Consider the following 23,939-nt stretch of genomic DNA (forward strand, 5'->3'; position numbering starts at 1 on the left):
CAGGCATTAAAGTACCCGGCATTAACGATTAAGCCCCATAGGGGATAAGAAGGAGGGAACAGACCTCCAGGGGGATACACCCCCTACTACCTATAAAGGAGAGATATACAAGTGGAAGCTTTGAACTTATACGAAATATCATATCCCGGTTTCTTCGATGACTGCCCGGATTATTCGGTTATGAAAACCGCGAAATCTGCGAGTGCGGCAAAGTATGATGCATACCTTGGATTCAGCGATGGCTATGACATGACATTTATGGAGTATCTGAGAATCGTAAAGGTACGAAAGATTGGTCAATCTGTCCCTGTGCGGAGCGAAAAGCCATTCATAGGACAGGAACGGATTGATATTATAAACCAACTTATCCGGGAGATAGGAAGCCGAGGGCGCCGCTTCCTCTATTCTAAGCAGCATGACAGATACGCTTCATTCCATTGGGCAGGCGGTAGGCTGTGGCTGACAGACGATTATACAGGTGCACCTTTGCTAATGGACGAGTCCAAACCAGACGAACACTATCATTTCGCGCATGGAGGAACGCTGTGGGGTCTTATGTGCGACTTTAGGGATTATATCAATGGTGACGACGATGCAAACCATAACAACGGGTATGGTGGCTTATACTGCCCACATTGGGGTTATCCGGCAGAGGACATGCAAGCGATCAGAAAAAAGGCAATCGAATTAGGCTATCTGAAACCAAAGGTTGAGGCATAACAGCCTCTTACCCTATCCCCCTATATATAAGGAGCGATAAGCATGATAGATATTAAATTCCGTGGTAAACGACTGGATAACGGCGAATGGGTATTCGGAGATATCTGGCAGCACAACGGCAGGGTCGACATTGTAGATCATAGAGCGCAATCACATCCAGTAGACCATGAAACAGTAGGTCAATATGTAAATTATTACGGATTAGAGTTTTACGATGGTGACATTATGCTTATTGCCTGCGACTGCGATAGTGGATACGGATGTACGCACAATGACGGGATATATACGGTTGTTTGGAACAAGGAAACGGCTGGTTATGCGCTAAAAAGTCAATCTAATGGACGGTTGTATCCATTAGATGAATATGGCGAGGAAAACATGCATGTCGCTGGAAACATCCACGATAACCCGGAGCTGCTACAGCCCCAAGGAGAGAATAAGTTGGGATAATACAACTCAAGCGCCGCATAGAGCAGTTTTATGTGGACGAGGACGGAGATACAGCGTTCGCACTTTTTGAGGATATAGATGGATACGTGCATTACAGATACTGTAACTATGAGACGGATAAATACACGATGCTGTCACAAGCGTTCAAAAAAGAATTTAAGGAGGAAGAACAGTCATGAGTGAACGGATATATAAATTGTTGAATGGGTCGGAGTTGATTTGTTCGGAGGAAGGGATTCTTAGTCACCGTTTAGAGCCAGACTTTATAGCGATTACGACAGACCCGAACGCTGAGTATATGGATTTGCTTGCTTTAATAGACTCACTCCAGCAGCAGGTAGCCGAGCTACAAGAAATGAGTAAACTCCATACTTCAGGGGCAAAACAGCTTGTCCAGGACTTGCATACATTAAGAATGGACAGAGATGAACTACGTAAGGCGCTGGAAGAAATAGCATCCGAAGAAATGTTAATTGGCAGCACGCCAGTAAAGATGCGCCATATTGCCCGTAAGGCATTAGGTAGGAAGTAACCACCAATACAATACGCTCCAGCACTCTGACGGAGCTAGGAGGGAAGAGAATGAAGCCAGATAAATTGAAATTTGATGGTAACAACCGCGCACATGCCTTTGTCATAACGGGCATGATCGAAATGATAGAAAATGCGGTCTGACACCACATGAAGTCTTTGAGGTGCTAGAAGATATTAAGCGCCAAACATGGAGCGCACTGAATGAAATTCACAGAGGGGAAGGGTAGCTATGAATGACCTAAAGCAGATGACAGACCAGCAGCTTAACGACGCACTACGTATACTGCTTGGATGGACAAAGATCGGAGAGCATCCTGACGGTCACTTTGGATGCTGGCAGACGCCAGAAGGCAGGATGTTGGGTAACATCACAGGCGGCAAGGGAATGGACTACTGCAACGATCCTACCGCCTCTCTGGAGGTACAGGCAAGGGCACTGGAAGTTTATCCGATAAGTTATACCAAGAACCTGATGTGGGGCAGATGGCGCGGAGAACTCGCGGATTATACACAGTTAGATAATGAGGAATGGATCAAATTGTCTGCTATCAGGTCACTACTCAACGCCAGCCCCCGAGAGAGGGCAGAGGCTGCTTATATGACATTATCAAATAGGGATTAACCAATACAGGGTGTAGGTAACACCTGCACCCACTAAGGGAGGATATATAGATGGCTAAGACAGTGATAGTCCATAGATTTTATGAAGGTGAAAAATGTGTGTTGATGTCCGAATGGTATGAACCAATGAGCATGGACAAATTGAAGGAACGAGCCCAGCAGGCCGTGGAATGGGGCTATGGTGACTCAGATATTGTTACAGACAGCACAGGCCGCCTTGTAAAGCTCAAGTAGAAAGGAGCAAGGACATGCCGGAAGTATTTAAAATGCCAAAGTATCCATGTGCATTTTGCAAAAAACGAGAGGCGACACAGCTTTGTGATTTCATAATTGACCACTTTTTCACAACCGCTAAGGATGAAAAAGGACGAATGATCGGCACGCAACATGAAACATGCAATAACCAAATGTGCACGAAATGTATGACTGTTTATGGCGGGCTTGAATTTTGTCCATCGTGCAGCAAGCTTTGGAAATATATACAGGATAACCACGAAAGAAAGCCGGGGAGACTCTATTACGATACCTTATTTGGGAGGAACAACAATGACAGATAAACCACGCTTAATAGATGCAGATAAGCTGCTTAAGTGGATTGAAGAATCTCCAGAAGCAGAAGGTTTTTGGGGAGAAGGAGAAATGACTGTCCAAGCGACCCAATCATTCGACAATTTAGATGATGCCATTGCATTAGGAAAGTTTGATCCAGACCCACCACAGCAGCCAGATATACAACGGGAGTACGAAAGATTTCAACAGGTAGCTATGGGTTGGAATGATGATTTAACGAAGGCTGAATCCCTTATACAACTAAAGGATGCAGAGATAGCTGTATTAAAACGTCTGGCTGAATTTTGGGAATCGCAATGTAGCGACACTATTACGCATGGAGATGAAACGGAAGAACGCTTGAACGTAAAAATAGCCAACCTCACAGCTCTCCTGAAAGATGCAGGATACACCCCATGATAAGAGCCTATACCACTATATTAGCTGCTGTACTGTTGTTTATAGGTGTAGTGCAAGTAGATAGATTCATGCTTATTGGACATATTACGCCTGATACACTCAGCTATACAAGGAGTGAACATTTATGGTAAACGAACAGTCTGTAATTATACGTAACAAAGAAGAGGATGCTACTGATACACAGAAGATAATTCAAGTAAACTTCTTTGACGATGTAGATGCAGTAGATATAAGAAAAACAAAGTGGCTGCTAAACAAATATACTGACTTAATTGATGTAATCAAAAACTATGAATACTCACTTCAACAGTTGGAAAACGGTATGACTGCATATGATTTGCTTTCGGCAGAGGGATCGGTTGCTAAACGAGTTTCGGGACAAGAATTGACAGCAGATGTGACAGCTAATGCCGTTCTATTGAAAGACCAGCGTCATCTAAATTATAAATTCTATCAATTCATTACGAATAACATTAAGTTCGCAATAAATAATATGCGTGATAAGCACGAGGGGTTGATAGCAACGCTGTTGTTTTTGGATGGAATGAAATACCTCAAAGCTCAACAATATTTGGAAAAAGGTTATCGTAAGGACATTCCACCTATCTCAGCGACTACATTTGCAGATAAACGGCGTAGGGTTATTGTTAATATAGCAAATAGCCTAAAAACAAACCGTACATTGGATTTTGTCACCATCGACTATGGACGGGGACGAAACAAGGAAGGTGAAATTGGACTTAGGATGCCAGAAGTAAATTAGACCGTAAGGGCTTAAGCCTTTGCGGTCTTTATTTGTTATGTAGGGTAGGACAAATCCGTAGTAGGCGCGTAGTAGAAAGGATTTACACTTTATTCAGGAACAAATTAAAACTATTCTAGGAGGCAATAAACATGGCACATAGTTACGCTTACTTGGACAACACGGGAATTCTTCATCTCCATCCATCGGAAAGTGAAGCAGCTAAGCATGGCAAGTATGTGGGTACAAATCTGGATTACGACGAAAGTGGCTTTCCGGTTATAGCCGGCGAAGGTGTAGTCTACTATGTAGACAAAGACACAGCTTATGTAAACGGAAATGAACATGATGGTAAACAAATCGCTGTACCAAGTGGACTTAAAGCACTAGCTGGTCAACTTCTGTAATCATTAAGATTTAAATGTGGTGGCGGAATAGCCGCAAGGCCGCGATACACGCCTCGCCCACATCGAAGCTAACTACAACTAATTCGAGACAGCTGTAAAGAGGGTAATAAGACCCCATCAATAAGGGCGGCAGATTGTTCCGCACGTAATGCGGACTATAGCGATTGACGGTAATCGCTGTGAAATAATTCCCGTTGGGAACCATACCGCATGTATAAGGGGGCGGCAGTGGCAAGCGCATGACGGAGGGTTAGGGCGCATTCAAAACTAAATCGGAGACAGGACTCAGAGGGTAATATAAACCCGCAGCAAGAAGGATGTCCACTAAAGGCCTATTCCAGACATGGCGGATTAGCGGTAACCGCATTTTATAAATTACTGATCACTACAGTAGAGCAGCGTGAAATCGTTGCTCTTTTATTTGTTCGGGAAGCTTTTCCTCAACCTTATCAATCTATAATAACGAGGCAGATGGGAATCTATGTCCTTCTTTTTGCTATGTCAAATCAGGACAATTCTCTAAATTTGTATGATTAGATGAAATGAATCAATGCAACAAAAATCCCCATCTTTTGGTTATAATGATATATATAATTATTCATTTGGAAGTGGAGGTATGGAACTGGAATAAAAGGATGATATATCAGTTAGCGTATATCGTGTCGGAGAAGAATTTATATGAAAGGGGTTTTCGTTAATGAAATTATATGGGGATACAAGCAACGGGTACGAAGGTGAAGATGGGCTTAGAGCGCTGTTAAAACGAGTTTTGGAAGTCTACAAAGTAACTCCAAATACCCTAAGTAAAATTTCTGGAATTGAAGAAGACGTGATTTTGGGATATTTAAATGGCAGAAATGATTTTTCTGAATTAGGTAATTCGCATTCTAAACTGAATTTCGATAGTTTGATTTTTATGCTCGCCAATGGAATCCAAATGATAGACGAAACTGAGCGAGTAAAGGGCGTTATTGATATTTTGAATCAGCATTGGGGTATTTCAAATGAAACCATAGCGCTGTATGCCAAGTTGGATACGAATGATGTACAGCAATTTATGAAAGACCCAGAGTCAATCTCAATAGATAAAAAATATAGTTTATCTGTTACAAGTCTTTTCTTACACTACTTGTTTAAACCAACTCTATAATAAAAAAGAAGCTTACAGTCAATGACTATAAGCTTCTTTTTATAATTCAATTCTAATATTACCAATTATGTGTCCAAGTAATTCCGTTTGGATTTGTGCGAATATAAGGGATTCCAAGTAAAGTGCCTGTACCGTCCAAAGAAGCGCGGTACATATGATTCTTATAACCAGAATAAGCAACTTGACCTGCTAATCCAGATACAATTGCATTCCCATTACTCAAACCAGAAGTCAAATCTGTGATACTCATTATTCCAGTGAAATTATCTATTGGAACCGACGGAGTTATTCTGTAAAAAACATAATTGGCCCCAGCAGTTAAGGAAAGGATTCCCCCAGTGCCAGGGAAATCAACATTGGGATGAACCGTTCCTTCTTTGGGGATTAATGTAAGAGGTATTTCAACAGTTTCTCCTTTAGCCAATTCGATGTCGGAATCACCGACACTGATGGAGTATTTTGCATCTTGCTGGTTAGTAGGTGTTGCTTCTTCTGCAAATGCTGTGATGGACACGGATAACAAAAGGGCAAATGTGAGCAAAATAGAAACCAACTTTTTCATTCTTAAAAATCTCCTCTCACTTTTTTGATAGCCGGATAGTTTCCAGCTACCATTAAGAGGATTATACAACTATCAAAATTAAAAAACTCGGGAAATATGTAAAGAAATGTCGATATAAAAAAATATTTTACGTGATTTCAATGATGCGATAAAAGTTAGATTTAGCACCTAGCAACCTTAATAGGTGCTTTTTTATTTGTTCAGGAAACTTTTCCTTAGCTTCAGATACATTATCAAAAGGGGTGAATAATAAGATATGGGACGAAAGAGAGATCCAAAACGGGACGAAGCATTTGATTTATACAAAACCAGTTCCGGCAACATACGTCTCACAGAAATAGCCTCTCAACTTAGTGTATCTGAAGGTACGGTAAGAGGATGGAAGGCAAAAGATAAGTGGGAGAGTTTACTTGCTGAAGAAGTGGAACGTACGGAACGTCCCAATGAGAATGGAGCGCTTCATAAAAGAGAAGCTCCAAATGAAGATGAAGATCCAACATCATATCCTGACGATCTTTTTCTAAAAGCTGTCCAAATTGTAGCCGAGGCCAAACAAGCCTCGGTTTCTTTATTACAGCGAAGAATGAGGATAGGTTATAGCAGAGCGGCCCGACTGATTGATGAAATGGAGCGGCGTAAATTCGTCGGTACATATCAAGGTGATAAGCCAAGAGAGGTATATGCTACCCCGCTTACAGTTGATGCGCTCTTTAAAGAGCTAAAAGTTGCTGCTCCAGAAATACGGAACGCTCCGAAAAAGGTATTGGAACGCTCCGAAAATATGGAACGTTCCAAAAAAGTACAGAGCGTTCCAGTGGTTGTTGAAGAACCTGAACCTGAAATTCCTGATGAAGATGGATTAACGCCTAAGCAAAGGATATTCACTTATGAATACCTTCGAGACTTCAACGCTACCAGGTCAGCTATTGCGGCTGGGTACAGCAAGAAAACTGCCTATCAGATTGGTTTCGCTCTATTGAAGAAAGTTGAAATTCAAAACATAATTCGGCAGCACAAGGAAACTATGATCGATGAGGTAGGTTTGAATGCTCAGCGAGTTCTAATGGAATATATGAAGATCGCGTTTGCAGACATAACGGACTACGTGGAATTCGGTCAGAAGGAAGAGGATATTCTTGGCTTGGAAGGAGACCCCGTGGTTGATCCTGATACTGGAGAAACGAAGAAGTACAGATACAATTATGTCTCTTTTAAAAACAGTGATGAGATTGATGGAACTCTGGTTTCAGAAGTCAAGCAGGGTAAGGACGGAGTGAGTGTAAAGCTACACGACAAAACCAAGGCATTGGACGTGCTAACTAAATACATGGATCTTCTTCCAGACAAACATAAACGGATGGTTGAAGACGAGAAACTTAAGATGCAACGTGAGAAACTTGAGCTTGAAAGGGCAAAGGTCACGGGAGAAGGCAATACAGAAGACGATCTAATTGACGACTGGGTAGAGGCGGTGGTAGGTGATGAAGCAGAAGGACTCACCGGAGACAAAACGGAGGCTTCAAGCATTCAAGAAACGGATTCCTGAGTATCGCAAGAATCCCACATTGTTCTGCCAAGAGATGCTTAAGTTCTATCCTGATGATTGGCAGGCAAGCACTCTAATGGATTTAGCTAATAATCCTCGTGTTTCAGTTCGTTCAGGTCAGGGTGTAGGGAAAACCGGACTGGAAGCTGCAACAGCCCTTTGGTTTCTGTCCTGTTTCCCTTATCCAAAAGTGATTTGTACAGCTCCTACAAGACAGCAGCTACATGACGTGTTATGGGCAGAGATTAATAAATGGCAATCTAAAAGTCCGGTGCTGAAACGAATCCTTAAGTGGACTAAGACCAAAATATACATGAAGAATTATGAGGAACGCTGGTTCGCTACAGCTCGGACAGCAACCAAACCTGAGAACATGCAGGGCTTCCATGAAGACTATATGCTTTTCATTGTGGATGAGGCTTCAGGTGTTGCTGATCCAATTATGGAGGCTATCTTAGGTACGTTGTCCGGTGAGTTCAATAAAATATTGATGTGCGGCAACCCGACAAAAACGTCAGGTGTTTTTTATGATTCACACAATAAGGACAGAGCAGACTACAAAACACGAAAGGTATCCTGCTTGGACAGTCCAAGAACAAGCAAAGATAATATCGCCATGCTCAAGCGGAAGTATGGTGAAGGCAGTGATGTATGGAGAGTCCGGGTTGAAGGTGAATTTCCCCGTGGAGAATCAGATACATTTATTTCGTTGGAAGTGGCTGAATTTGCAGCTAAAGAAGTGAAGTTGGAACCCACCGGAGACATGCTAACTATAGGGGTTGACGTTGCGCGTTTTGGTGATGATGAGACCTCAATGTTTGCTGGCATAGGCCCAAAAGTTGTGGGAGAACACCATCATTTCAAGAAAGACACAATGGTTACTGCTGGATGGGTGATTAGCCTAGTTAAAGAGTTGCATGTTGCTCATCCATATTTGAACCGTATCAGAATAAGAGTCGATGATAGCGGCGTAGGCGGAGGAGTAACGGATCGACTAAATGAAATCGTAGCTGAAGAAGGGCTACCATATGAAATCATTCCAATTAACAATGGTTCTTCTTCATTAGATGAGCACTATGGAAACCTAGTTACTGAAATGTGGGCCTCTATTAAGGATCAATTGGAACAGAATATGAGTAATTTCATTAATGGAGATGTGAGCGTTCTTCAATTGCCTGATGACGATGTTCTTATAACCCAACTTACAGCACGTAAATGGAACATGACCAGCAAGGGTAAAATGCTGCTTGAAAGTAAGAAGGATATGAAAAAGCGTGGGCTCAAGTCACCAGACCGAGCTGACGCTTTTGTTTTGACATTTGGAGAATATTTAATGGAACCGGCTACACATATTATGCTTCCTTCAATAGGCAGTGTGGGAGTAAGAAGGTAAATTGGAAAATTCGTTTTGTTAGGTACGGTTATCGGGTTTATTCATATAGAGAACATCAGTCCACCAATGCGATCAGTAAGTAGACAGTGGTAATCGCCACATACAACGTGGACAAGGAAGCAGAGATGGCTGCTAAGGATCGGTTGCTCGATATGGCAATGAGTAAACTTTCCAGCATTCAGCGCGAGGTCATTCAACGGAGTTATCTGGATGATGAAGGTGAGTTTGATTTCATAGTTTGTGGAGATTTGGGCTTGAGCGACAGGACATTCCGCCGTATAAAGTCGGAAGCCCTTAATATTCTTGCCGCTGCCTTAAGAGTCGAAGTATATGAGGTGGGATATGTAGAGAAGTTGTATAGCTGAGTTTATTGGAGCACGTCTACCTATTTTTTTTGTTTTCGGAATTGTGAAGAAGGATTCCGATTATGAGGACCAGTAAAATATAGGTAGTTTCATCACCTTTAATTATATGAATATTGAACAGAGAGAGAATGAAAACCACGACATAAAACACTATGAGACTGACAAGCATATATAGATAGACCATATTTATTACCTCCAACTTATTTAAAGGTACCGGGCAAAGATTATCCCGGTACCTTTATTTTTTTGTGAATTATTTTAGTAAGTAAAATTGAATCTGTCTTGATACTCTTGTTGTCCTGCTCCAGAGAAGTCTATGCTGAAATAGTTAAGTATCGCCAATGCCACACCAGGAATAGTCTTGTGAGCATAAGCAATCTCGACTGCGCCTGTTTGGCCAGTTAGTGATTTAGGAGCTCTTACTTCTTGTCTGGCAAATCCATCTTGCGGATCTGGATATCCTAAAACATCTACCTCGAAGGCGTCACCCTCAATTTGTTGTTTCTGTAGTTGGTTTTCGTACTGATAAAGGTGCGATCCGCTTCTCCAGTTATGGACACTATATGGAGAACGATAAGGAGTAACTTTACTTTGCCAAGCCATTGCCAATGTATCAGTGTAATAAGCCAAAGGACCTCTTTCCCAGTTATAAGAAGCATAAACATGATAGGCATTTTCTCTACTGTTCGGAGATTCGAGTTTAAATGCATAGCCATACATTTTGAAAATTCCGTCTTTGACATCTTGAGTAGAAATTTTATCAGACGGTGCAACTGTTTTTCCATTTTCATCTTTAATAACGACTTCAGGGTCTAACTCTTCAATTTTTATCTTAGTGCCACCGTTACTCGCAATGTCCTTTTTTAATTCCAATGGAGTGAAACCTAATTCTTCGTCAGTAAAGCCCATTTGTTTTAAATAACCGTCAATTTCCGATTCGCTTTTTGTACTAGCATCTTTAAAGGGTTCTAAGCCGTGTGAGTCTGACTCTGCTGGATTTGCGGATACAGGGATGGAAAATACCAATAAAAAAATGAGTGTCAGCAAGGTTGCAGACAGCTTTTTCATTCATTCATCCTCCAGATTACATAAAATTGGTAGCCGGCCAGCTAAATACAATACTATCATACACGAATGACAAATATAACCTATTTCCGCAAGGAAGTTTTTCTGTGGCCTATAATTGTCCTAAATATGGCCTTGAAGTGGCCCGCCACTGGACTTTTCATGTGGTAAATTTGTATCATGGAAAATCAAATAAGGAACACACCGTAGCTTTTCAGCCTCGGTGATCAGGTCGGCCAATGTGCCGGCCTTTTTGGTTTTTCTACAAAACATATTAGGAGGACATGATCATGTCTATAAAACCACGTTTCGCATTTTTGAGTGAGGACGGAATCTTGCGCTTACACGATGAGGAGCACGCTTCGCAGCACGGCAAGTACGTACAAACAAGCTTGACTGACGACGAGAGCGGCTATCCAGTCGTTGAGGGTCAGGGCGTTGTGTATTATGCCAATGATGACAAGGCTTATGTTAAGGGTAACAAGAAAGATGGCCAACTCATCCCTACACCTCCGATTCTCAAGCAACTCGCAGCAGAGCTCCTGTAGTTTTTGAATGTGGTGGCGGAAGAGAGACGCTACAACGTAGGATGACACTTGCATACTAAAGGCTGATAGCCTCGACGATCCTGCAAGGGGATAGAGGGACATACTGCTCAGTGGCATTGACCAGTGCGCGCAAGGGAAAGCCCAAATATGTGGCCGCGAACAAGGATAGATCCTTGCATCCCTTAGGGGCACCCGTAACGCACAGCGGTAGATCGGTAGCGGTATGCAGGCTGCGGTTAAACGGTAAGTCATTTCATGCGGGGGAGAATGGCCCCCGCCCACATTATTCATGGCACGCGCAGGCAGCAAGGCACCAGTTAACCAGCGGAAACATGAACAGCCTGGTCAGAACCCTTGCGCGGTTCAATTCCGCAGCGTGCTTTCCTTCTACCTATTAATTCCAATCACTTTATTGACGATATATACAGAATAAGGGGGAATTATTAATGGCTAGAAGACGGAGAAGAAAGCAGAAAAATTCTATTGAAGAGGCTATTGCAGGGATTGCGCTAATAGCTCCGTTTTTCTTTACCTACTCAGTTACGGGTTCAATCAGTATTTCTGTTTTTGCATCTTTTGTAGCAGTAGCAATGGTCATAGCATTTATCTTTTATCGTCAAATGGTTGCTGCAACAAGACTACGTAATTCTGGGATTGCTGAAATTGATAAAATGGATGGTCGTCAATTCGAGAAATATTTAGGACTTTTGTTCAGTGCTCAAGGATACAAAGCTGAGGTTACACAAGCTGCTGGAGATTACGGTGCTGATTTGGTTCTTACAAAAAGCGGTCAGCGTATCGTAGTTCAGGCGAAACGGTACAGTAAAAATGTTGGGCTTAAAGCGGTTCAGGAGGTTTACGGTGCGGTAGCTCATTATCGTGCATCTTCAGCATGGGTTGTGACAAATAGCGATTACACTGAGCAAGCATACAAACTGGCAAGGTCCAATAACGTTCGCTTGATTAACCGAGAGCAGCTTATTGAAATGATTCTGCAGGTTAAACAAAAGAATTCTGCAACCAGGAAAGCATGATAAAAAGCGAGAAAGGGAGTGGATTTATAATTTTGGAATTAGACAAAAACTAGGGAGGAATATTTTTGAATGTTTTTGAAGGTGCAAATGTAGATATATGGGGTGCTGTAGGAGGAAACAAGCTATTAATATTTATTTTAGCCTCAGTCTTTTGGTGTGTAGTATGCATTCCCATTAAAAAAATACTTGGAAAAAGATTAACTGGAATCCTAGCATGTGTAGGTGTTCTGGTTATTTTATATTATTGGGCTAAGCTGTTTCTCAATTAGGAGCAACCTTCGGGGGCTCTTTTTTTAATTTTGTAGGATTGAATGTATGTCTTAAGCTTTACTTCTGTTTATGAACGAAATGCTGTAAGGGGTTCAGAGAAGGCATGTACGCGTTTCGTGATCATGTTGAATGGTATACGAATATGGTAGGCTAAATCAACAAGAATCTCATTTGTGTAGAGGCAATTCTCAAGTCGGGCTGACGTCATTCTTTTGATATTTATTCAAGAAAAATCCTCTTATGGATTAATAAGTAGTGACATCATCGATTAATCTTGTAATAATAGGTAAGTGATTCTATATACCTAAAATATTAGGTACATAGTCTTGATTTAACACTACATAAATGAGAGGACAAAAAAGATGAAGAAGTGGGTTAATGTTTTCACGGCTGGAATTTTAGCGACCTCTGTATGGGCTAGCCCCATATTTGCAGCCGATAGTTCACACCAAGTAACAAAGGAAGAAAGTTCTGCTGTATCTCAACCTTATGGGGATATGGCGAACCATTGGGCAACGGATAGCGTTACAAAATGGAGCCACCGAGGTGTGGTTTCGGGTGTAGAAAACGCTCGTTTTGAGCCGAATCGTCCGATTACGAGAAGTGAGTGGGCTGCTTTACTAAATCGTGCATTTCAAATTCAGCCAGGACAAGCAGCATCTTTTACCGATGTAAATAAAGATGATTGGTTTGCTCCAACCGTTACGGATGCAGTTTATGCTGGATATATGAAAGGATTCGAAGATGGTAGCTTTCGTCCTACGCAAGTATTGAGTAGAGAAGAAGCGGCTGTTACTGTAAACCAATTGCTTCAAATCCCTTCTTCTGATATCAATAAAACCTTTAAAGATAGCACATCACTGCACAATTGGTCCCAAAAGGCCGTTAATGCTGTAGTTGCAGCCGGTATTATTGAGGGTTACCAGAATGGTACATTTCAGCCACAAAAATCGTTGACTCGTGCTGAGGCAGTTACGATTCTTGATCGTGCTGTTAATCATTTTGGTACTTGGTATGGAGAATCGGGAACATATGGGCCTTCGACTGGACTCGACAAGCAGGCAGACAATGTTATCATCAATACAACGGGTGTAACGCTTCAAAATACGGAAATAGCGGGTGATTTAATTATCGGGAAAGCCGTCGGGAACGGCGACGTATTCTTGAAAAATGTTAAGGTTCACGGTCATACCTACGTTTACGGCGGTGGAGAGCATAGCGTTCATCTGAACAATTCTGTGCTGGTTAGCATCATTGTAAACAAAGTGGATGGAACTGTTCGTTTGGTGGCAGAAGGAGCAACGTCCATCAGCGAAGTAAAAATCAAGACGGGCGCAGCCCTCGATGTTTCACAAGGAGCAAGTGTTGATCGAGTTACTCTAACAAATGAGCTCCCCGCAAAATCTAATGTGAGCCTTACAGGTTATTTTCACACTGTGAATGTAGAAGCATTCGCTATTAATGTAAATATCCCAAATGGACAGATTGATACATTAAACGTAGCTGATAACGCTACGGGTACAACAATAGATACAGCCAAAGAGTCTTCTATTCTCTCGTTAGTTCTTAATGCTGCTGCCAAAGTGATAGGATTAGGTTCTGTGGATAAAGCCGTAGTTAATGCTGAAAATGTTTCCTTCCAAACAAAACCTAAATCCGTGTTGAATGGCGAAAAGGTAAGTAGTGACGTTAAAGTTACAATAGGCGATTTGACAAATACATTAGGATCACAAGGGACAACATCATCAGGTGGCGGTGGGGGTTCTTCTAGTAACACCAATGAATCCGATATTTCCAAAAAAGATGATCATAAAAAAAGTGACGACAAGAAAGATGATACACCTCAAGCACCAGAGCATAATGGGGACACTAACATTTCTGTTCCTAAAAAAATAGTGTCGGTCGGAGAGTCCGTTTATTTTACTAGCTCTTATGATGGTACTGCTTACTTTTCAAGTGATCTAATAGACTTCGGTAATCTTCAATCTCTTGAGTTAGGTGTCGAAAGTGGTGAGGTGCTTAAAATGGAGGTTCCGGCCAATAAAACTGTCAGTTTTTCGACATATGATATCAACCATTGGGATTATCCTAAAAACTTTGAATTTGATCTGACGATTTATGACAAAAGTGGTGCCTATCGTAGCAAGGAAATAACGGTTATAGATGAGAACGAGCCTCTTGTTGGGTCACCGATATATACTCAATATTCTGAAAGAAAGGATAGACTTGATCAATTTTCGTTTAATTATAACCGTTTGTTACAGCTTGCCGATGGGAAGACAACGGAAGATATCGTTCAGTGGTCTGTTGGTGACGGTCCTTTTACGCCTTTCACAAAGGAAGATGGGGCTGTAAGAGTTGAGGACAATAAAGTCTTTATATTGCCTAAACATTTGGAGGATCGGTTGATTTATAAATTCCGTTTAGTCACAGGCTCCGTGGTTACATCAAATGGTGAATTAAATCAAGAATTTCAGACCTGGGGAGATAGAAGAACGGTCAGAATTACAATGATTCAACCTATCGGGGATATTCTAAAGGTGAAAAAAGGAGACGCTCTTACATTCTCTCTTTCAGATGTTTCAGATGTGTATCTGCTAAATACATTTGTTTTGGGAAGCCAAAGTAACTACGACGATTTGGTTGCAGAAAACTGGGGTAAAAAGATAATTGTTACGGATGATGAAGTGAATAAACCAGTTACTATCTCTACAGGCGATTTGCCGTCAGGAAAGTATCAACTTCTTGTTTGGCATGGACAAGATTTGGAGCTGGAAATTATAGAATAAAACTGAACATAACGTTATTATAAGTGGTCAGGAAACTTTTCCTGACCACGTTTTTGTTCCAAATATTCCGTTTTGAAAAGAGGATTTATGGTATGTATAACGCGATCCCCTCGAAAATCAGTAGTAAATCCGAATAATGCAGATGTTATTCTGAATTCATAGAAGTTTGTAACGAAAGGCGGTGAAAACTTGAAATGGTACCATAAAGCTGTATATTCACTTGCTAATGCTGTTCTTCCAATAGCGGTAAAGCAACAGATGATGGGTGTGGGCAGAGCAACAGTACCTAATAATGCTAACCCATGGGGCATATTCAACTGGCTACCGAAGAAACATCAGCAGGCTCATAATATTGATCTTACCAAATTGCAGAGCTACACGGCAGAGGAATTGCTTGAGCTATTGATATCTGTTCATCCAGACGTATCCTATGCATTGTACACATACTTACGTATGGGAGATACCGAATTAACGTTTAGTGCAAAGAAGCCAAACGGAAATACAGATAAGAGTGGACAACGAGTACTGGATGGACTCAAAGCTATGCTTAATACACCGCTACCTTCGCCGGGATATCAGCATGGACGGTCATTGAATAAACTGGACACGATTCAGCGGATGATGATGATGGTTCGTGGTGCTTGTGCCGGGGAAGTAGTACTGAATGAGCGATGTAACGATGTAATTGATATCGTTCCAGTTGACCCGGCTCTAATATGGTTTCGCAGGGAACCAGGCACTAATCGGCTTACGCCGTGGCAATATGTTAAGAATCCACAAAGGAATTCGAACGAAGAGTGGTTTGGTAATTACAAAAAGATTGACACGCCAACTTTTATTTATGAAGAGTTTGACCCTATGGTTGACGATCCTTATGGACGAACACCTATGCTTCCAGTGCTGCAAGTAGTATTCTTTCATCTTCAGGTGTTGGCGGATCTAAAAGCAGTAGTTCATAACCAGGGGTATCCAAGGCTCGATATTTCGATGCTGGAAGAAATCATGCTGAAGAATATGCCAAATAACTTAAAGAGTAATCCCGATGGTCAACAAAAATGGCTCAAAGAGCGAATGGATGAGATGCTAAACCATTTCAACTCACTCAATCCAGATGATGCTCTTGTCCACTGGGATAGTGTAAAGGTCGAGTATCTCAAGGGTGGTAATTCGGGGCCAATGATTGATATTAAGAAGCTAATGGATATCATTGATACCCAAATGGCGACTTCACTCAAAACTTTGCTTACCATACTTTCCAGGCATCAAGGGTCAACTGAAACATACAGTTCAATTGACACTCAAATATATATCAAAAATGTAGAGTCCGCGCGGAGCGTAACCAAACGTTTCTGGCAGCGGGCTTTTTCGTTGTCCGCAAGAGTAAAGGGGATTCAAACAAAAGTTGAAGCTGACTATCTCCCTATTGATCTACGCTCAGAAAATGAGATTGAACGTGACCGACGTTCAAAGATCGACAACTACATCACAGCAGAGAAGAATTTCTACATCACACCGTTGGAAGCTGCTGAGGAAATACGTTGGACACTTGGTATTAATGCCAAAATTCCTGCTGAATTACTTCCTTTGCTTGTAAAGAAGCATGAATCTGATTCGAATGAAGAAAATACTCCACCGGAGGGAGGTGAATAGAGATTATGGCTAAACCTACACCCGAACAATTAATAAAGATCAATCAGTTGGCACGTGTTCCTCTTACTGAGGATGAAACGTATGTTTTTCCTGCGAAGCTTGTGGGTGATCAAATCATACCTAGGCGGTTTTATCGCTTGACCCCTAATTTCCTGAGAAAGATGGCTGTACAAGCAAGAGAAGGTGTATCCCTGCTGTTGGATCACTCATGGGCCAACATGGGTATTATGACAATACCACTCGGTAGAACCTTTGACAGCCGATTACAGATGGATGGTGATGAACTGGCACTGTATGCAGACCATTACATGAAACTTGGTCAAGAGGTCGGGGATATCAAGATTGACCAAATTGCTGAAGGCATTGATGCCGGAACTATATTTGATACATCAATCGGCTTTACGGTAACCAGTCAAACATGTTCCATCTGCGGACAGGAGTATTTTGGCGGCAATTGCCCTCACATTCGCGGGAGGGAGTATGATTCCAAACTCTGCACTGTGGACATTAATGATGGCGACCTGATGGAAAACTCTCTAGTTTTTGACGGAGCTTACCCAGGTGCCGGAGTAGTCGGAATGAGCAATACTTCTGAACTGCAATCAAATATAAAATGTGAAGCTTTATCTGAAGATGCGAAGTCACTACCAAGTGGCGGACGCGTCTTTTATTCTTTTAGCAGCAAATCAGGCTTGGATGGATTTGTAATACAGCAAGACAAAAACAATGTGGCCGAAACACAGGCCAAAGGAGATGACACTATGAATGAAGAACAAAAAGCTGCTTTGGCAGAAGCGCAAACCCAAGCAACTGCACTGGCAGTGGCTAATGGTGTGCTTGGACAAGTACGGGCTACATTGGGCGTTGAGAGTGATGCAGAAATTCCAGCGAAGCTTACGGCGCTGAGTGTTCAAGCTACTGACGGAGCAATGTACAAGGTGAAGGTCACTGAACAAGCATGCGGAGCTGGCGTCCGTGCTCTTGGTGAAGCCTTTAATGTAGAGGCGATGAAAACAGCACTGTCTCATCTGCCGGTGTCTGAAATTGAAAAGATCGGTGCAACGTATGAGGCACAGGCACAAGCTGCTTTGGGTGGCGGTGGTCGCCATACACAAGGTGACGATGTAAACCTTCCTGAGGGAGCACTGAATGGAACACCACCAACCAACTCACAAAATGATGGTGGCGAGAAAACGCCAGAACAACTTAAAGCATTAGCTCGTGAAGAAGCTCGGGCGGCACTTAAGAATACAGGCAGGGGTAATCTGCTGAAGGAGGATAAATAATTATGATGCAATCTCAGTATAATGGCGCTCCTGGTCCCGGTCAGGTTATTACTCAAGATTTTACGGAGGTTCTAGCGTCTACAGACCTTCAGGCTAAACTACCGGGAGGGATCTTGCTGAAACAAGGGCAAGGAATCCTAAAAAAAGGGACGATTATAGGCAAGATCACAGCAGTAGGAGCAGATAAGGAAAAAGCGGTAGCTTATAGTTCCGCAGCAACCAACGGCTCTGAAGTGGCACTGTGTATCCTTGATAATGATTATGACACAACACTTTCTGATATTGGGGCATCTGCGTGGATTGCAGGTATTTTTGATTCATCCAAATTGACTGGCTTAGATGCAGCAGCTAAAACAGCGCTGAAGCTTTGCTACTTTGTATAAGGGGGATAATACACACATGGCAAACGTACTTGATCCATATTTCCTTACGGAAGTCGTTCAGAACATTCGGACGGATATTAACAGTTTTCGCGGGGCTCAACTACTGACAAATGGCGTTGACTTCAAACCTGAACTTGGACTCACCATCGAATATGACGTTACTTATGACGACACGGGGATGACACCTGCTACTGGGCTGAATGATCCTTCACCAATTCATACGTCTCCTGTGGTGAAACATATGAACTTCACGAACCAGGAATGGAGAGAAAAGTCCATTATTGATCGTGAAAAGATTGCCACTTTGAGAAAGCCAGGTAATAACTTGCAGCAACAGTGGTCAGAGGAGTATATGGTAGATCAACTGGTCAACTTGAATATGCGGCTTGAGACACGTTTTGAGTGGATGCGTTGGCAGTCCCTGACCGGCAACCTTATCGTTCCAGCAACAGCAAACAAACCTGCCAGAACGATTGATTACGGCGTCCCTGCCACTAACAAGCCAACGGCAGATGTGCTCTGGAGCAATACGGCAACCGCTGATCCGCTGAAAAACTTGGATGAGTGGCTCCTTCTATTCCGGGGAAGTGGTGCGAGAGGAGTTAAGATTCTCGCCAATAAAAAGGTAGACAGCTACATGAAGCAAAATGAGAAAATTCGCGAATTGATTAGATACACATATGGCAAGGATGTTGTAACTGATGGCTCACTTTCTGAAATTGTCAGCCAAAATTTGAGCGGGCTTCAGTATGAAGTTTACGATGGTGGCTACATTGATGATACCGGGACGTTCTACCCGTTTATTCCTGACAATGCCGTAATTATCATCGGTCAAGGCATGACAGGCTCCATTATGGATCTTGTTACAAGTCCAAATAACTATGAGGATATTTTTACAGGCCATACTGGGAAATTTGCTCTCACCAAACTGATTCAAGGTGACCCTGATCAATGGCAAGTCATCAATGGTGCGACTGTGCTGCCGCGGCTGAAATACGTCAACTGGCATATCTTCGCTACAGTGGCGTAAGGGGGAGAACTCAATTTATGACAACTGTAAAAGTATTGGTTGATGCTGTTGGACAATACAATGCCGGGGACATCGTAACAGATGCCCCTGACGGTCTTGTAGATATCGCAAAGAAAGAAATTCGTAATGCGGCAACCGGACAATTGCTTGCGGAAATTGTAGATGGTAATGGGGCTCTTGATGGTTCTCCTTCAGAACGGGAGTTGCAACTTCAGGCCGAATTAGAACAGTCCAAAGCGCGAGAAGCAGAATTACTTGAGCAAATTGATATTCTTCAGTCCGATGGTGAGTTGAAAGAACTGAAAGCCTCAGCTAAGGAATTGAAAATACCCGGATACACCAAAATGAGTATTGAAGAATTGAAACAGGCTATCAGTGCTGCAGGCGGTGCAGCAGATGGCAACTAATAAGATACTCACTACAGAAACATATCACGAGGAGATTAGAGGGCGTCTAGGCGTTGGTGAGGATGTAATATCCGATGCTGACATAGACGCTCTTTCTGTTTTGCCCATTGGAGAATCGAGGATTGTAAAAGCCGTTCCTGATTATGCTGAGTTAACTGGTGATGATCAAACTTATGTGTATGCAGCAGCCGTTTGTATGGTTGCTGCCATACTGGCCCCTTCCATGACAGCGAGAATCAAGAAGTCTAAAAAGGACTTTGACTTCTCTTTTGAAAATCAGGTTGTTGATTGGAAAAAGTACGCTGTTCAGCTTGTTGATGAAGCCTATGAGTTTATCGAGTCCATATCAACAGTACAGCAAGGGACAGATGTTCCGGTATTCGGTGTAGCTGGGCCGACCCGGGCGAGAGAAAGGCGGCGTCACTAATGTTTAAAGACTTCGCTCATAGGCATTCACCTTGTACTGTCAATGGTGAGCCCGATGTCGTTATATTGTCTAGGGAAACGAAAGCCACAACGGTTATCGGAAAAGAGTATATGTACAATGGTTTGTTTTCTTCGAAATCATCTGTAAAGCCGGGAGATATAGTTCAGAACGAATCGTCGTATTTGGTACAGACTCTACGTACAACAACTGAGAAGGACAAGTACTGCTCTCTGATTAAAACGAACGCTTTAATCGAGGTTCAGAGATACCAGCAAGCTTATGATGCAAACGATAATCCGGTGGGCGATGCTGAATTTACATCGGTTGCTGCTGATGTTGTTTGCTTTGCACAGTATGTTACAGCGCAACTTCAGCAGCAGGAACCGGGATTACTACCGAGTACCGTATTTGTTTTGCAGATGCAAACGACTGTTGATGTAAAGAGGCCAGAGGAGACAACTACTGCTATTCCTGACCGAATCGTTATGGGCGAGAAGACATACCAGGTAGATGCAGTTGATAGGAAGAAGTATCCTAATCTGCTGCATGTCCAGCTTTCAGAGGACCGCCGATGATTACAGGGTACGATTCAATGAAAGCTGCAAAGGATCTGGAGAATAAGCTTGCTGTTGAAATTACCGGACTAACGAAACTGGTCATGCTGACAGCTAAAAGCGCTATTCGGTATTATCCAGCAGTACGGGATCATTTGGAGGTGCATATGTTTGTTTTGGCTAATCAAATGATTTCAGGCGACATCACCGCTGATTACTGGCAGGCGTGGCTTGAACAATTCGGTAAAGGCTCCAAGATGGCAGACAGCAGCCAAAATCCCGGTTTAATAACCTACATGAATAGTGAAGCATGGAACCGACTGAGGTCCAAAGGTGATCGTATTATTGTAGGTCGTTCCCGTGGAAAGTACCGATCAATTGACGGCACCATGAAGGAATCAGGCGGGGGCTATGCTGGAGTGGACTTGGAGGAGCTTGCGGAGCGAGGCGATATTGATGCGTCATTCAAAGCTACACCGCCAACCTACTTCCTGCGTATTGCAATCCAGTCTAACCGGAAACGTATTTTGGACGGCATTAGCCGTGTCATAACTGAGTTTCCGTATCACAGATACTTCAAGGAGGTACGGGAGTGAGCCTGCAACTTATTGATGCTGTTCAGAGTGCTTTAAAAGCAGATTCGGAGTTTATGACCATGTTGAAGCTCACTCCTTCGTCACCATCCGCCGAGGTCGTGAAACGATTTACGAAAGGTATGGAGCCTGAGATAACCGTAACCAAGGATACAGTTCCACATATATGCCAATATGTCATGCCGGGACGATACGCCACTAATCCGCTGGTGTTCGAGGGTAAGTTCTGCATTGATTTCTATGGTAAAACAGCCTATGAAGCGAAGCTGCTGTTTGAACGTTCATTCAAACTACTACATGACAGACGACTGACCGCTCAGGGCTTCGCTTCATATCTGTGTGTTCTGACCTATGATGCAGACTTTGCTACTGGCATACAAGGAGCTAAAGGTTACAAGGCTATTTATGATGTGGATTATCTTAGAATGAATTGAGGTGAATTAAAATGGCAGAAGTAGCAGTATGGAAAGCAACGGGAAGATCCGGCGATCACAATGGTGTTAACCACATTGAATATGAGTTGCTGGATTCAGCGCAAAAGCGAGTTTCCTTGGCTAAGACAAATGTGTCCAGTATTGAAAAAGATGGGGTTAAAATTGAACCAGATGACCAAGAGACTCTTTGGTTTAGGGAAACAAATGCAACCAAGAAGTACAAGTTTAATATAGTTACTCTTGCTGGTACAACTTATGAAGCAGAGTTGAACTGGACTCAACCTAATCCTTCTAAACCAGAACCTACCGAATGGGATACGCTGATTGCTGAAAAAATCACGGTTGCTAAAGGATTAGGTATTATGGGTGTCTGGAATCCGAAAGAGGGCTACAAGCTCACTAAAGAGTACGGACGAATTGCAGAGATTGATAAGCGTTTATGGGAACTGGTCAAATAATCTGATCAGTTCTTTTTTGTTCACTATGAGGAGGATGAAATATGGAGCCGTTAGTATTTGATGGAGTCGGTACCGTGCAAGTGTACGAGACTGGCGGAAAGCTCAAATTTTTAGATGATAAAATCACAAAGGTGACGTTACAACTCCAGTTCGACTGGCAGAAGGTTATGGGCGGTGACAGCGGATACGCATTCCACTACACTGCACAAGATTTGGCGGACAAAGCCAGCATTGAAATCCCACGTTATTCAGACATTTTGGCTGAATTGAGTCAGGGAGCCGAATCGGAAAAAGGTACGGTGAACTTTGACGAGACTGAACAAGGATTCTTGGATGCGACCAATGGATATACATTAAAAGCTCCTGCCAAATTCGGAGGTACATTAGTTGCTGCCAGCGATAAGGTGTATTTGAAAGATAAGGATACTGGCAAATTGACAGAACTGACTCGTGCTGCAGCTACTCCAACAGCAGAGCAGTATATTATCACTGCAGAAGGTAAAATTACATCGGATACAGCCAATGATAATAAGCAAATAGTTGTCACATTCAAGTGGAAAAAAGAAAACTCTACTCGAAGTATGCTGAGCGGAAAGAGACGTCCTAAACCATTCAAACTGGTTCATCGCTTCTCGTTGGTAGATGATCGGGATGGCAAGGAAGTACCTTGTCAGCTTACCATCTGGAAAGCGCTTGGCGGAGGTACGTTGGATGTGTCTCAAGAGCGTAAAAAACCTACAAGTAACACACTATCATTGGAAATCATGGAGCCAGATATCACGCCGGAAAATCCTAACGGATACGCTGTAGAAATCATTTTCGGTATTTAATCTAATCACTAACACTGACCCTCTACCGAGTTAGGTAGGGGGTTACATACATTGAGGGGGAAATTTAAATGACAGACAAACAATTGGATAAAACGCTTAATATCGGAACGGAAATAAGATTGGCTGAAGGAATCAAAAAGCATGTTAAGATCGGGACCATCGCGCTGATCCGGCAGGTGCGTGAGGAAATGGACGGTGTAGTACACAAGTTTTCTTTTTCGATAGGCCGGAAAAAATGGGAGGCTACCGAGGATCGGGAAGCAGTTGACTGGCCTAAAGTAGAGGAAACGTACAAAAAGGCATTTAACCTTGTTCTGGTTGAGGAAATAACGGAAAAAGAGTACGAACAGATTGACCAGGACGGTATTGCAGAATTGGACAACCTGTTAGACCGATTTCTATTCTGAGTCGTTTCCTCCAGACCAGGAAGAGGATGATGAGGAAGAATCGGATGAATCTGATTCTGTTGATAATGACCATGAGACAGACTGGTTAGAACTTTGGGCTTTATGTATTAGCAACGGCATATCTGATTCGGAATGGCCTAATATGACTATTCCGAAAATCAGAGCGTTGATGAAGGCTAAGAATAGAAATCGGGAATTTGAAATCATTCTTCACGGTGGCAATGTGGAGAACAAAAAACCGAAGAAGGTTAAGACGTTATCTGATCTTGGTTTCTTCGCCAAGTAAATTAAGAGGCATCCGCAATCATGCAGGAT

The 23,939-nt window shown here is 42.6% G+C and carries 32 protein-coding genes; 30 read left to right on the forward strand and 2 right to left on the reverse strand.

Going from position 1 to position 23,939, the window contains the following annotated elements; all coding sequences use genetic code 11:
- Positions 1-111 precede the first annotated feature (111 nt).
- From ACU1JV_RS15150 to ACU1JV_RS15195, 10 genes are all read left to right on the forward strand, one after another.
- Positions 112-720: a hypothetical protein gene (locus tag ACU1JV_RS15150; protein ID WP_413986309.1), complete on the forward strand. Its 609-nt coding sequence runs from the start codon at positions 112-114 to the stop codon at positions 718-720.
- 42 nt (positions 721-762) lie between these two features.
- Positions 763-1,170: a YopX family protein gene (locus ACU1JV_RS15155; protein ID WP_413986308.1), complete on the forward strand. Its 408-nt coding sequence runs from the start codon at positions 763-765 to the stop codon at positions 1,168-1,170.
- A 32-nt stretch (positions 1,171-1,202) separates the two neighbouring features.
- Entirely contained in the window at positions 1,203-1,349 is a 147-nt protein-coding gene (locus ACU1JV_RS15160; RefSeq protein ID WP_413986307.1) for a hypothetical protein, read from the forward strand.
- The gene (locus tag ACU1JV_RS15165; protein ID WP_413986306.1) at positions 1,346-1,702 is read left to right on the forward strand and encodes a hypothetical protein; all 357 of its coding nucleotides are present in this window, start codon (positions 1,346-1,348) and stop codon (positions 1,700-1,702) included. Before ACU1JV_RS15160 ends, ACU1JV_RS15165 begins: the two co-directional genes overlap by 4 nt.
- 231 nt (positions 1,703-1,933) lie before the next feature.
- The gene (locus tag ACU1JV_RS15170) at positions 1,934-2,326 is read left to right on the forward strand and encodes a hypothetical protein (RefSeq protein WP_413986305.1); all 393 of its coding nucleotides are present in this window, start codon (positions 1,934-1,936) and stop codon (positions 2,324-2,326) included.
- A 50-nt stretch (positions 2,327-2,376) separates the two neighbouring features.
- Positions 2,377-2,559 carry a hypothetical protein gene (locus tag ACU1JV_RS15175; protein ID WP_413986304.1) on the forward strand — a complete coding sequence of 61 codons (183 nt, stop codon included), beginning with the start codon at positions 2,377-2,379 and terminating at the stop codon, positions 2,557-2,559.
- Positions 2,560-2,871: 312 nt separating this feature from the next.
- Positions 2,872-3,294 carry a hypothetical protein gene (locus tag ACU1JV_RS15180; protein ID WP_413986303.1) on the forward strand — a complete coding sequence of 141 codons (423 nt, stop codon included), beginning with the start codon at positions 2,872-2,874 and terminating at the stop codon, positions 3,292-3,294.
- A gap of 124 nt (positions 3,295-3,418) precedes the next feature.
- Positions 3,419-4,057, forward strand: coding sequence for a hypothetical protein (locus ACU1JV_RS15185; protein WP_250271210.1), 639 nt, complete (start codon positions 3,419-3,421; stop codon positions 4,055-4,057).
- Between the two features lie 131 nt (positions 4,058-4,188).
- The gene (locus tag ACU1JV_RS15190; protein ID WP_413986302.1) at positions 4,189-4,443 is read left to right on the forward strand and encodes a hypothetical protein; all 255 of its coding nucleotides are present in this window, start codon (positions 4,189-4,191) and stop codon (positions 4,441-4,443) included.
- A gap of 697 nt (positions 4,444-5,140) precedes the next feature.
- Entirely contained in the window at positions 5,141-5,593 is a 453-nt protein-coding gene (locus ACU1JV_RS15195) for an HTH domain-containing protein (RefSeq protein ID WP_103049070.1), read from the forward strand.
- A 58-nt stretch (positions 5,594-5,651) separates the two neighbouring features.
- On the opposite strand, the gene ACU1JV_RS15200 is transcribed toward ACU1JV_RS15195, so the two are convergent.
- Entirely contained in the window at positions 5,652-6,155 is a 504-nt protein-coding gene (locus ACU1JV_RS15200; RefSeq protein ID WP_103049071.1) for a hypothetical protein, read from the reverse strand.
- Between the two features lie 256 nt (positions 6,156-6,411).
- Here ACU1JV_RS15200 and ACU1JV_RS15205 point away from each other — a divergent pair, with 256 nt between their 5' ends.
- The 3 genes from ACU1JV_RS15205 to ACU1JV_RS15215 all read left to right on the forward strand — a co-directional run bounded on the left by ACU1JV_RS15205 (position 6,412) and on the right by ACU1JV_RS15215 (position 9,459).
- Positions 6,412-7,701 (forward strand): terminase small subunit, encoded by a 1,290-nt coding sequence (locus tag ACU1JV_RS15205; RefSeq protein WP_413986301.1) that lies wholly within the window; start codon positions 6,412-6,414, stop codon positions 7,699-7,701.
- Positions 7,637-9,094 (forward strand): DEAD/DEAH box helicase family protein, encoded by a 1,458-nt coding sequence (locus tag ACU1JV_RS15210; RefSeq protein ID WP_413986300.1) that lies wholly within the window; start codon positions 7,637-7,639, stop codon positions 9,092-9,094. The genes ACU1JV_RS15205 and ACU1JV_RS15210 overlap by 65 nt, the downstream gene beginning before the upstream one ends.
- A 125-nt stretch (positions 9,095-9,219) precedes the next feature.
- Entirely contained in the window at positions 9,220-9,459 is a 240-nt protein-coding gene (locus tag ACU1JV_RS15215; protein ID WP_446724600.1) for a hypothetical protein, read from the forward strand.
- 258 nt (positions 9,460-9,717) lie between these two features.
- On the opposite strand, the gene ACU1JV_RS15220 is transcribed toward ACU1JV_RS15215, so the two are convergent.
- Positions 9,718-10,527 carry a hypothetical protein gene (locus tag ACU1JV_RS15220; protein ID WP_413986298.1) on the reverse strand — a complete coding sequence of 270 codons (810 nt, stop codon included), beginning with the start codon at positions 10,525-10,527 and terminating at the stop codon, positions 9,718-9,720.
- 287 nt (positions 10,528-10,814) lie between these two features.
- On the opposite strand from ACU1JV_RS15220, the gene ACU1JV_RS15225 reads away from it, so the two are divergent.
- From ACU1JV_RS15225 to ACU1JV_RS15305, 17 genes are all read left to right on the forward strand, one after another.
- Positions 10,815-11,072, forward strand: a complete 258-nt coding sequence (locus ACU1JV_RS15225) for a hypothetical protein (RefSeq protein ID WP_413986297.1) — start codon at positions 10,815-10,817, stop codon at positions 11,070-11,072.
- A 446-nt stretch (positions 11,073-11,518) separates the two neighbouring features.
- Complete coding sequence (locus tag ACU1JV_RS15230) at positions 11,519-12,106, forward strand: restriction endonuclease (protein WP_413986296.1); 588 nt, start codon at positions 11,519-11,521, stop codon at positions 12,104-12,106.
- 65 nt (positions 12,107-12,171) lie between these two features.
- Entirely contained in the window at positions 12,172-12,375 is a 204-nt protein-coding gene (locus ACU1JV_RS15235; RefSeq protein WP_342444051.1) for a hypothetical protein, read from the forward strand.
- A gap of 363 nt (positions 12,376-12,738) precedes the next feature.
- Positions 12,739-15,165 (forward strand): S-layer homology domain-containing protein, encoded by a 2,427-nt coding sequence (locus ACU1JV_RS15240; protein ID WP_413986295.1) that lies wholly within the window; start codon positions 12,739-12,741, stop codon positions 15,163-15,165.
- A gap of 189 nt (positions 15,166-15,354) precedes the next feature.
- Positions 15,355-16,815, forward strand: coding sequence for a hypothetical protein (locus ACU1JV_RS15245; protein ID WP_413986294.1), 1,461 nt, complete (start codon positions 15,355-15,357; stop codon positions 16,813-16,815).
- A gap of 5 nt (positions 16,816-16,820) precedes the next feature.
- A complete protein-coding gene (locus ACU1JV_RS15250; RefSeq protein WP_413986293.1) occupies positions 16,821-18,101 on the forward strand; it encodes a hypothetical protein in 1,281 nt (426 codons plus the stop codon).
- A gap of 2 nt (positions 18,102-18,103) precedes the next feature.
- Positions 18,104-18,484: a head decoration protein gene (locus tag ACU1JV_RS15255; protein ID WP_413986292.1), complete on the forward strand. Its 381-nt coding sequence runs from the start codon at positions 18,104-18,106 to the stop codon at positions 18,482-18,484.
- Positions 18,485-18,500: 16 nt separating this feature from the next.
- A complete protein-coding gene (locus ACU1JV_RS15260) occupies positions 18,501-19,514 on the forward strand; it encodes a major capsid protein (RefSeq protein WP_413986291.1) in 1,014 nt (337 codons plus the stop codon).
- A 17-nt stretch (positions 19,515-19,531) separates the two neighbouring features.
- Positions 19,532-19,921 carry a hypothetical protein gene (locus ACU1JV_RS15265; protein ID WP_434954367.1) on the forward strand — a complete coding sequence of 130 codons (390 nt, stop codon included), beginning with the start codon at positions 19,532-19,534 and terminating at the stop codon, positions 19,919-19,921.
- Positions 19,911-20,348, forward strand: coding sequence for a hypothetical protein (locus tag ACU1JV_RS15270; RefSeq protein ID WP_413986289.1), 438 nt, complete (start codon positions 19,911-19,913; stop codon positions 20,346-20,348). The genes ACU1JV_RS15265 and ACU1JV_RS15270 overlap by 11 nt, the downstream gene beginning before the upstream one ends.
- Positions 20,348-20,923 carry a hypothetical protein gene (locus ACU1JV_RS15275; RefSeq protein WP_413986288.1) on the forward strand — a complete coding sequence of 192 codons (576 nt, stop codon included), beginning with the start codon at positions 20,348-20,350 and terminating at the stop codon, positions 20,921-20,923. Before ACU1JV_RS15270 ends, ACU1JV_RS15275 begins: the two co-directional genes overlap by 1 nt.
- Positions 20,920-21,498: a hypothetical protein gene (locus tag ACU1JV_RS15280; protein WP_434954368.1), complete on the forward strand. Its 579-nt coding sequence runs from the start codon at positions 20,920-20,922 to the stop codon at positions 21,496-21,498. The genes ACU1JV_RS15275 and ACU1JV_RS15280 overlap by 4 nt, the downstream gene beginning before the upstream one ends.
- Positions 21,495-21,929 (forward strand): hypothetical protein, encoded by a 435-nt coding sequence (locus ACU1JV_RS15285; RefSeq protein ID WP_413986286.1) that lies wholly within the window; start codon positions 21,495-21,497, stop codon positions 21,927-21,929. Before ACU1JV_RS15280 ends, ACU1JV_RS15285 begins: the two co-directional genes overlap by 4 nt.
- A gap of 11 nt (positions 21,930-21,940) precedes the next feature.
- Positions 21,941-22,387, forward strand: coding sequence for a hypothetical protein (locus ACU1JV_RS15290; protein ID WP_413986285.1), 447 nt, complete (start codon positions 21,941-21,943; stop codon positions 22,385-22,387).
- Between the two features lie 41 nt (positions 22,388-22,428).
- Positions 22,429-23,217 (forward strand): hypothetical protein, encoded by a 789-nt coding sequence (locus ACU1JV_RS15295; protein WP_413986284.1) that lies wholly within the window; start codon positions 22,429-22,431, stop codon positions 23,215-23,217.
- A 68-nt stretch (positions 23,218-23,285) separates the two neighbouring features.
- Positions 23,286-23,624, forward strand: a complete 339-nt coding sequence (locus ACU1JV_RS15300) for a hypothetical protein (protein ID WP_413986283.1) — start codon at positions 23,286-23,288, stop codon at positions 23,622-23,624.
- 142 nt (positions 23,625-23,766) lie between these two features.
- Positions 23,767-23,910 (forward strand): hypothetical protein, encoded by a 144-nt coding sequence (locus tag ACU1JV_RS15305; RefSeq protein ID WP_167518779.1) that lies wholly within the window; start codon positions 23,767-23,769, stop codon positions 23,908-23,910.
- The last annotated feature ends 29 nt before the right edge of the window (positions 23,911-23,939 follow it).

It is taken from the genome of Paenibacillus sp. T2-29 (genome assembly GCF_052921365.1).

Bases quoted from the DNA above. Each gene is read 5' to 3' on its own strand.
- ACU1JV_RS15155 (WP_413986308.1), top strand. From the start codon at position 763: ATGATAGATATTAAATTCCGTGGTAAACGACTGGATAACGGCGAATGG.
- ACU1JV_RS15165 (WP_413986306.1), top strand. From the start codon at position 1,346: ATGAGTGAACGGATATATAAATTGTTGAATGGGTCGGAGTTGATTTGT.
- ACU1JV_RS15170 (WP_413986305.1), top strand. From the start codon at position 1,934: ATGAATGACCTAAAGCAGATGACAGACCAGCAGCTTAACGACGCACTA.
- ACU1JV_RS15175 (WP_413986304.1), top strand. From the start codon at position 2,377: ATGGCTAAGACAGTGATAGTCCATAGATTTTATGAAGGTGAAAAATGT.
- ACU1JV_RS15180 (WP_413986303.1), top strand. From the start codon at position 2,872: ATGACAGATAAACCACGCTTAATAGATGCAGATAAGCTGCTTAAGTGG.
- ACU1JV_RS15185 (WP_250271210.1), top strand. From the start codon at position 3,419: ATGGTAAACGAACAGTCTGTAATTATACGTAACAAAGAAGAGGATGCT.
- ACU1JV_RS15190 (WP_413986302.1), top strand. From the start codon at position 4,189: ATGGCACATAGTTACGCTTACTTGGACAACACGGGAATTCTTCATCTC.
- ACU1JV_RS15195 (WP_103049070.1), top strand. From the start codon at position 5,141: ATGAAATTATATGGGGATACAAGCAACGGGTACGAAGGTGAAGATGGG.
- ACU1JV_RS15200 (WP_103049071.1), bottom strand. From the start codon at position 6,155: ATGAAAAAGTTGGTTTCTATTTTGCTCACATTTGCCCTTTTGTTATCC.
- ACU1JV_RS15205 (WP_413986301.1), top strand. From the start codon at position 6,412: ATGGGACGAAAGAGAGATCCAAAACGGGACGAAGCATTTGATTTATAC.
- ACU1JV_RS15210 (WP_413986300.1), top strand. From the start codon at position 7,637: ATGAAGCAGAAGGACTCACCGGAGACAAAACGGAGGCTTCAAGCATTC.
- ACU1JV_RS15215 (WP_446724600.1), top strand. From the start codon at position 9,220: ATGGCTGCTAAGGATCGGTTGCTCGATATGGCAATGAGTAAACTTTCC.
- ACU1JV_RS15220 (WP_413986298.1), bottom strand. From the start codon at position 10,527: ATGAAAAAGCTGTCTGCAACCTTGCTGACACTCATTTTTTTATTGGTA.
- ACU1JV_RS15225 (WP_413986297.1), top strand. From the start codon at position 10,815: ATGTCTATAAAACCACGTTTCGCATTTTTGAGTGAGGACGGAATCTTG.
- ACU1JV_RS15230 (WP_413986296.1), top strand. From the start codon at position 11,519: ATGGCTAGAAGACGGAGAAGAAAGCAGAAAAATTCTATTGAAGAGGCT.
- ACU1JV_RS15240 (WP_413986295.1), top strand. From the start codon at position 12,739: ATGAAGAAGTGGGTTAATGTTTTCACGGCTGGAATTTTAGCGACCTCT.
- ACU1JV_RS15250 (WP_413986293.1), top strand. From the start codon at position 16,821: ATGGCTAAACCTACACCCGAACAATTAATAAAGATCAATCAGTTGGCA.
- ACU1JV_RS15255 (WP_413986292.1), top strand. From the start codon at position 18,104: ATGATGCAATCTCAGTATAATGGCGCTCCTGGTCCCGGTCAGGTTATT.
- ACU1JV_RS15260 (WP_413986291.1), top strand. From the start codon at position 18,501: ATGGCAAACGTACTTGATCCATATTTCCTTACGGAAGTCGTTCAGAAC.
- ACU1JV_RS15265 (WP_434954367.1), top strand. From the start codon at position 19,532: ATGACAACTGTAAAAGTATTGGTTGATGCTGTTGGACAATACAATGCC.
- ACU1JV_RS15270 (WP_413986289.1), top strand. From the start codon at position 19,911: ATGGCAACTAATAAGATACTCACTACAGAAACATATCACGAGGAGATT.
- ACU1JV_RS15275 (WP_413986288.1), top strand. From the start codon at position 20,348: ATGTTTAAAGACTTCGCTCATAGGCATTCACCTTGTACTGTCAATGGT.
- ACU1JV_RS15280 (WP_434954368.1), top strand. From the start codon at position 20,920: ATGATTACAGGGTACGATTCAATGAAAGCTGCAAAGGATCTGGAGAAT.
- ACU1JV_RS15290 (WP_413986285.1), top strand. From the start codon at position 21,941: ATGGCAGAAGTAGCAGTATGGAAAGCAACGGGAAGATCCGGCGATCAC.
- ACU1JV_RS15295 (WP_413986284.1), top strand. From the start codon at position 22,429: ATGGAGCCGTTAGTATTTGATGGAGTCGGTACCGTGCAAGTGTACGAG.
- ACU1JV_RS15300 (WP_413986283.1), top strand. From the start codon at position 23,286: ATGACAGACAAACAATTGGATAAAACGCTTAATATCGGAACGGAAATA.
- ACU1JV_RS15305 (WP_167518779.1), top strand. From the start codon at position 23,767: ATGACTATTCCGAAAATCAGAGCGTTGATGAAGGCTAAGAATAGAAAT.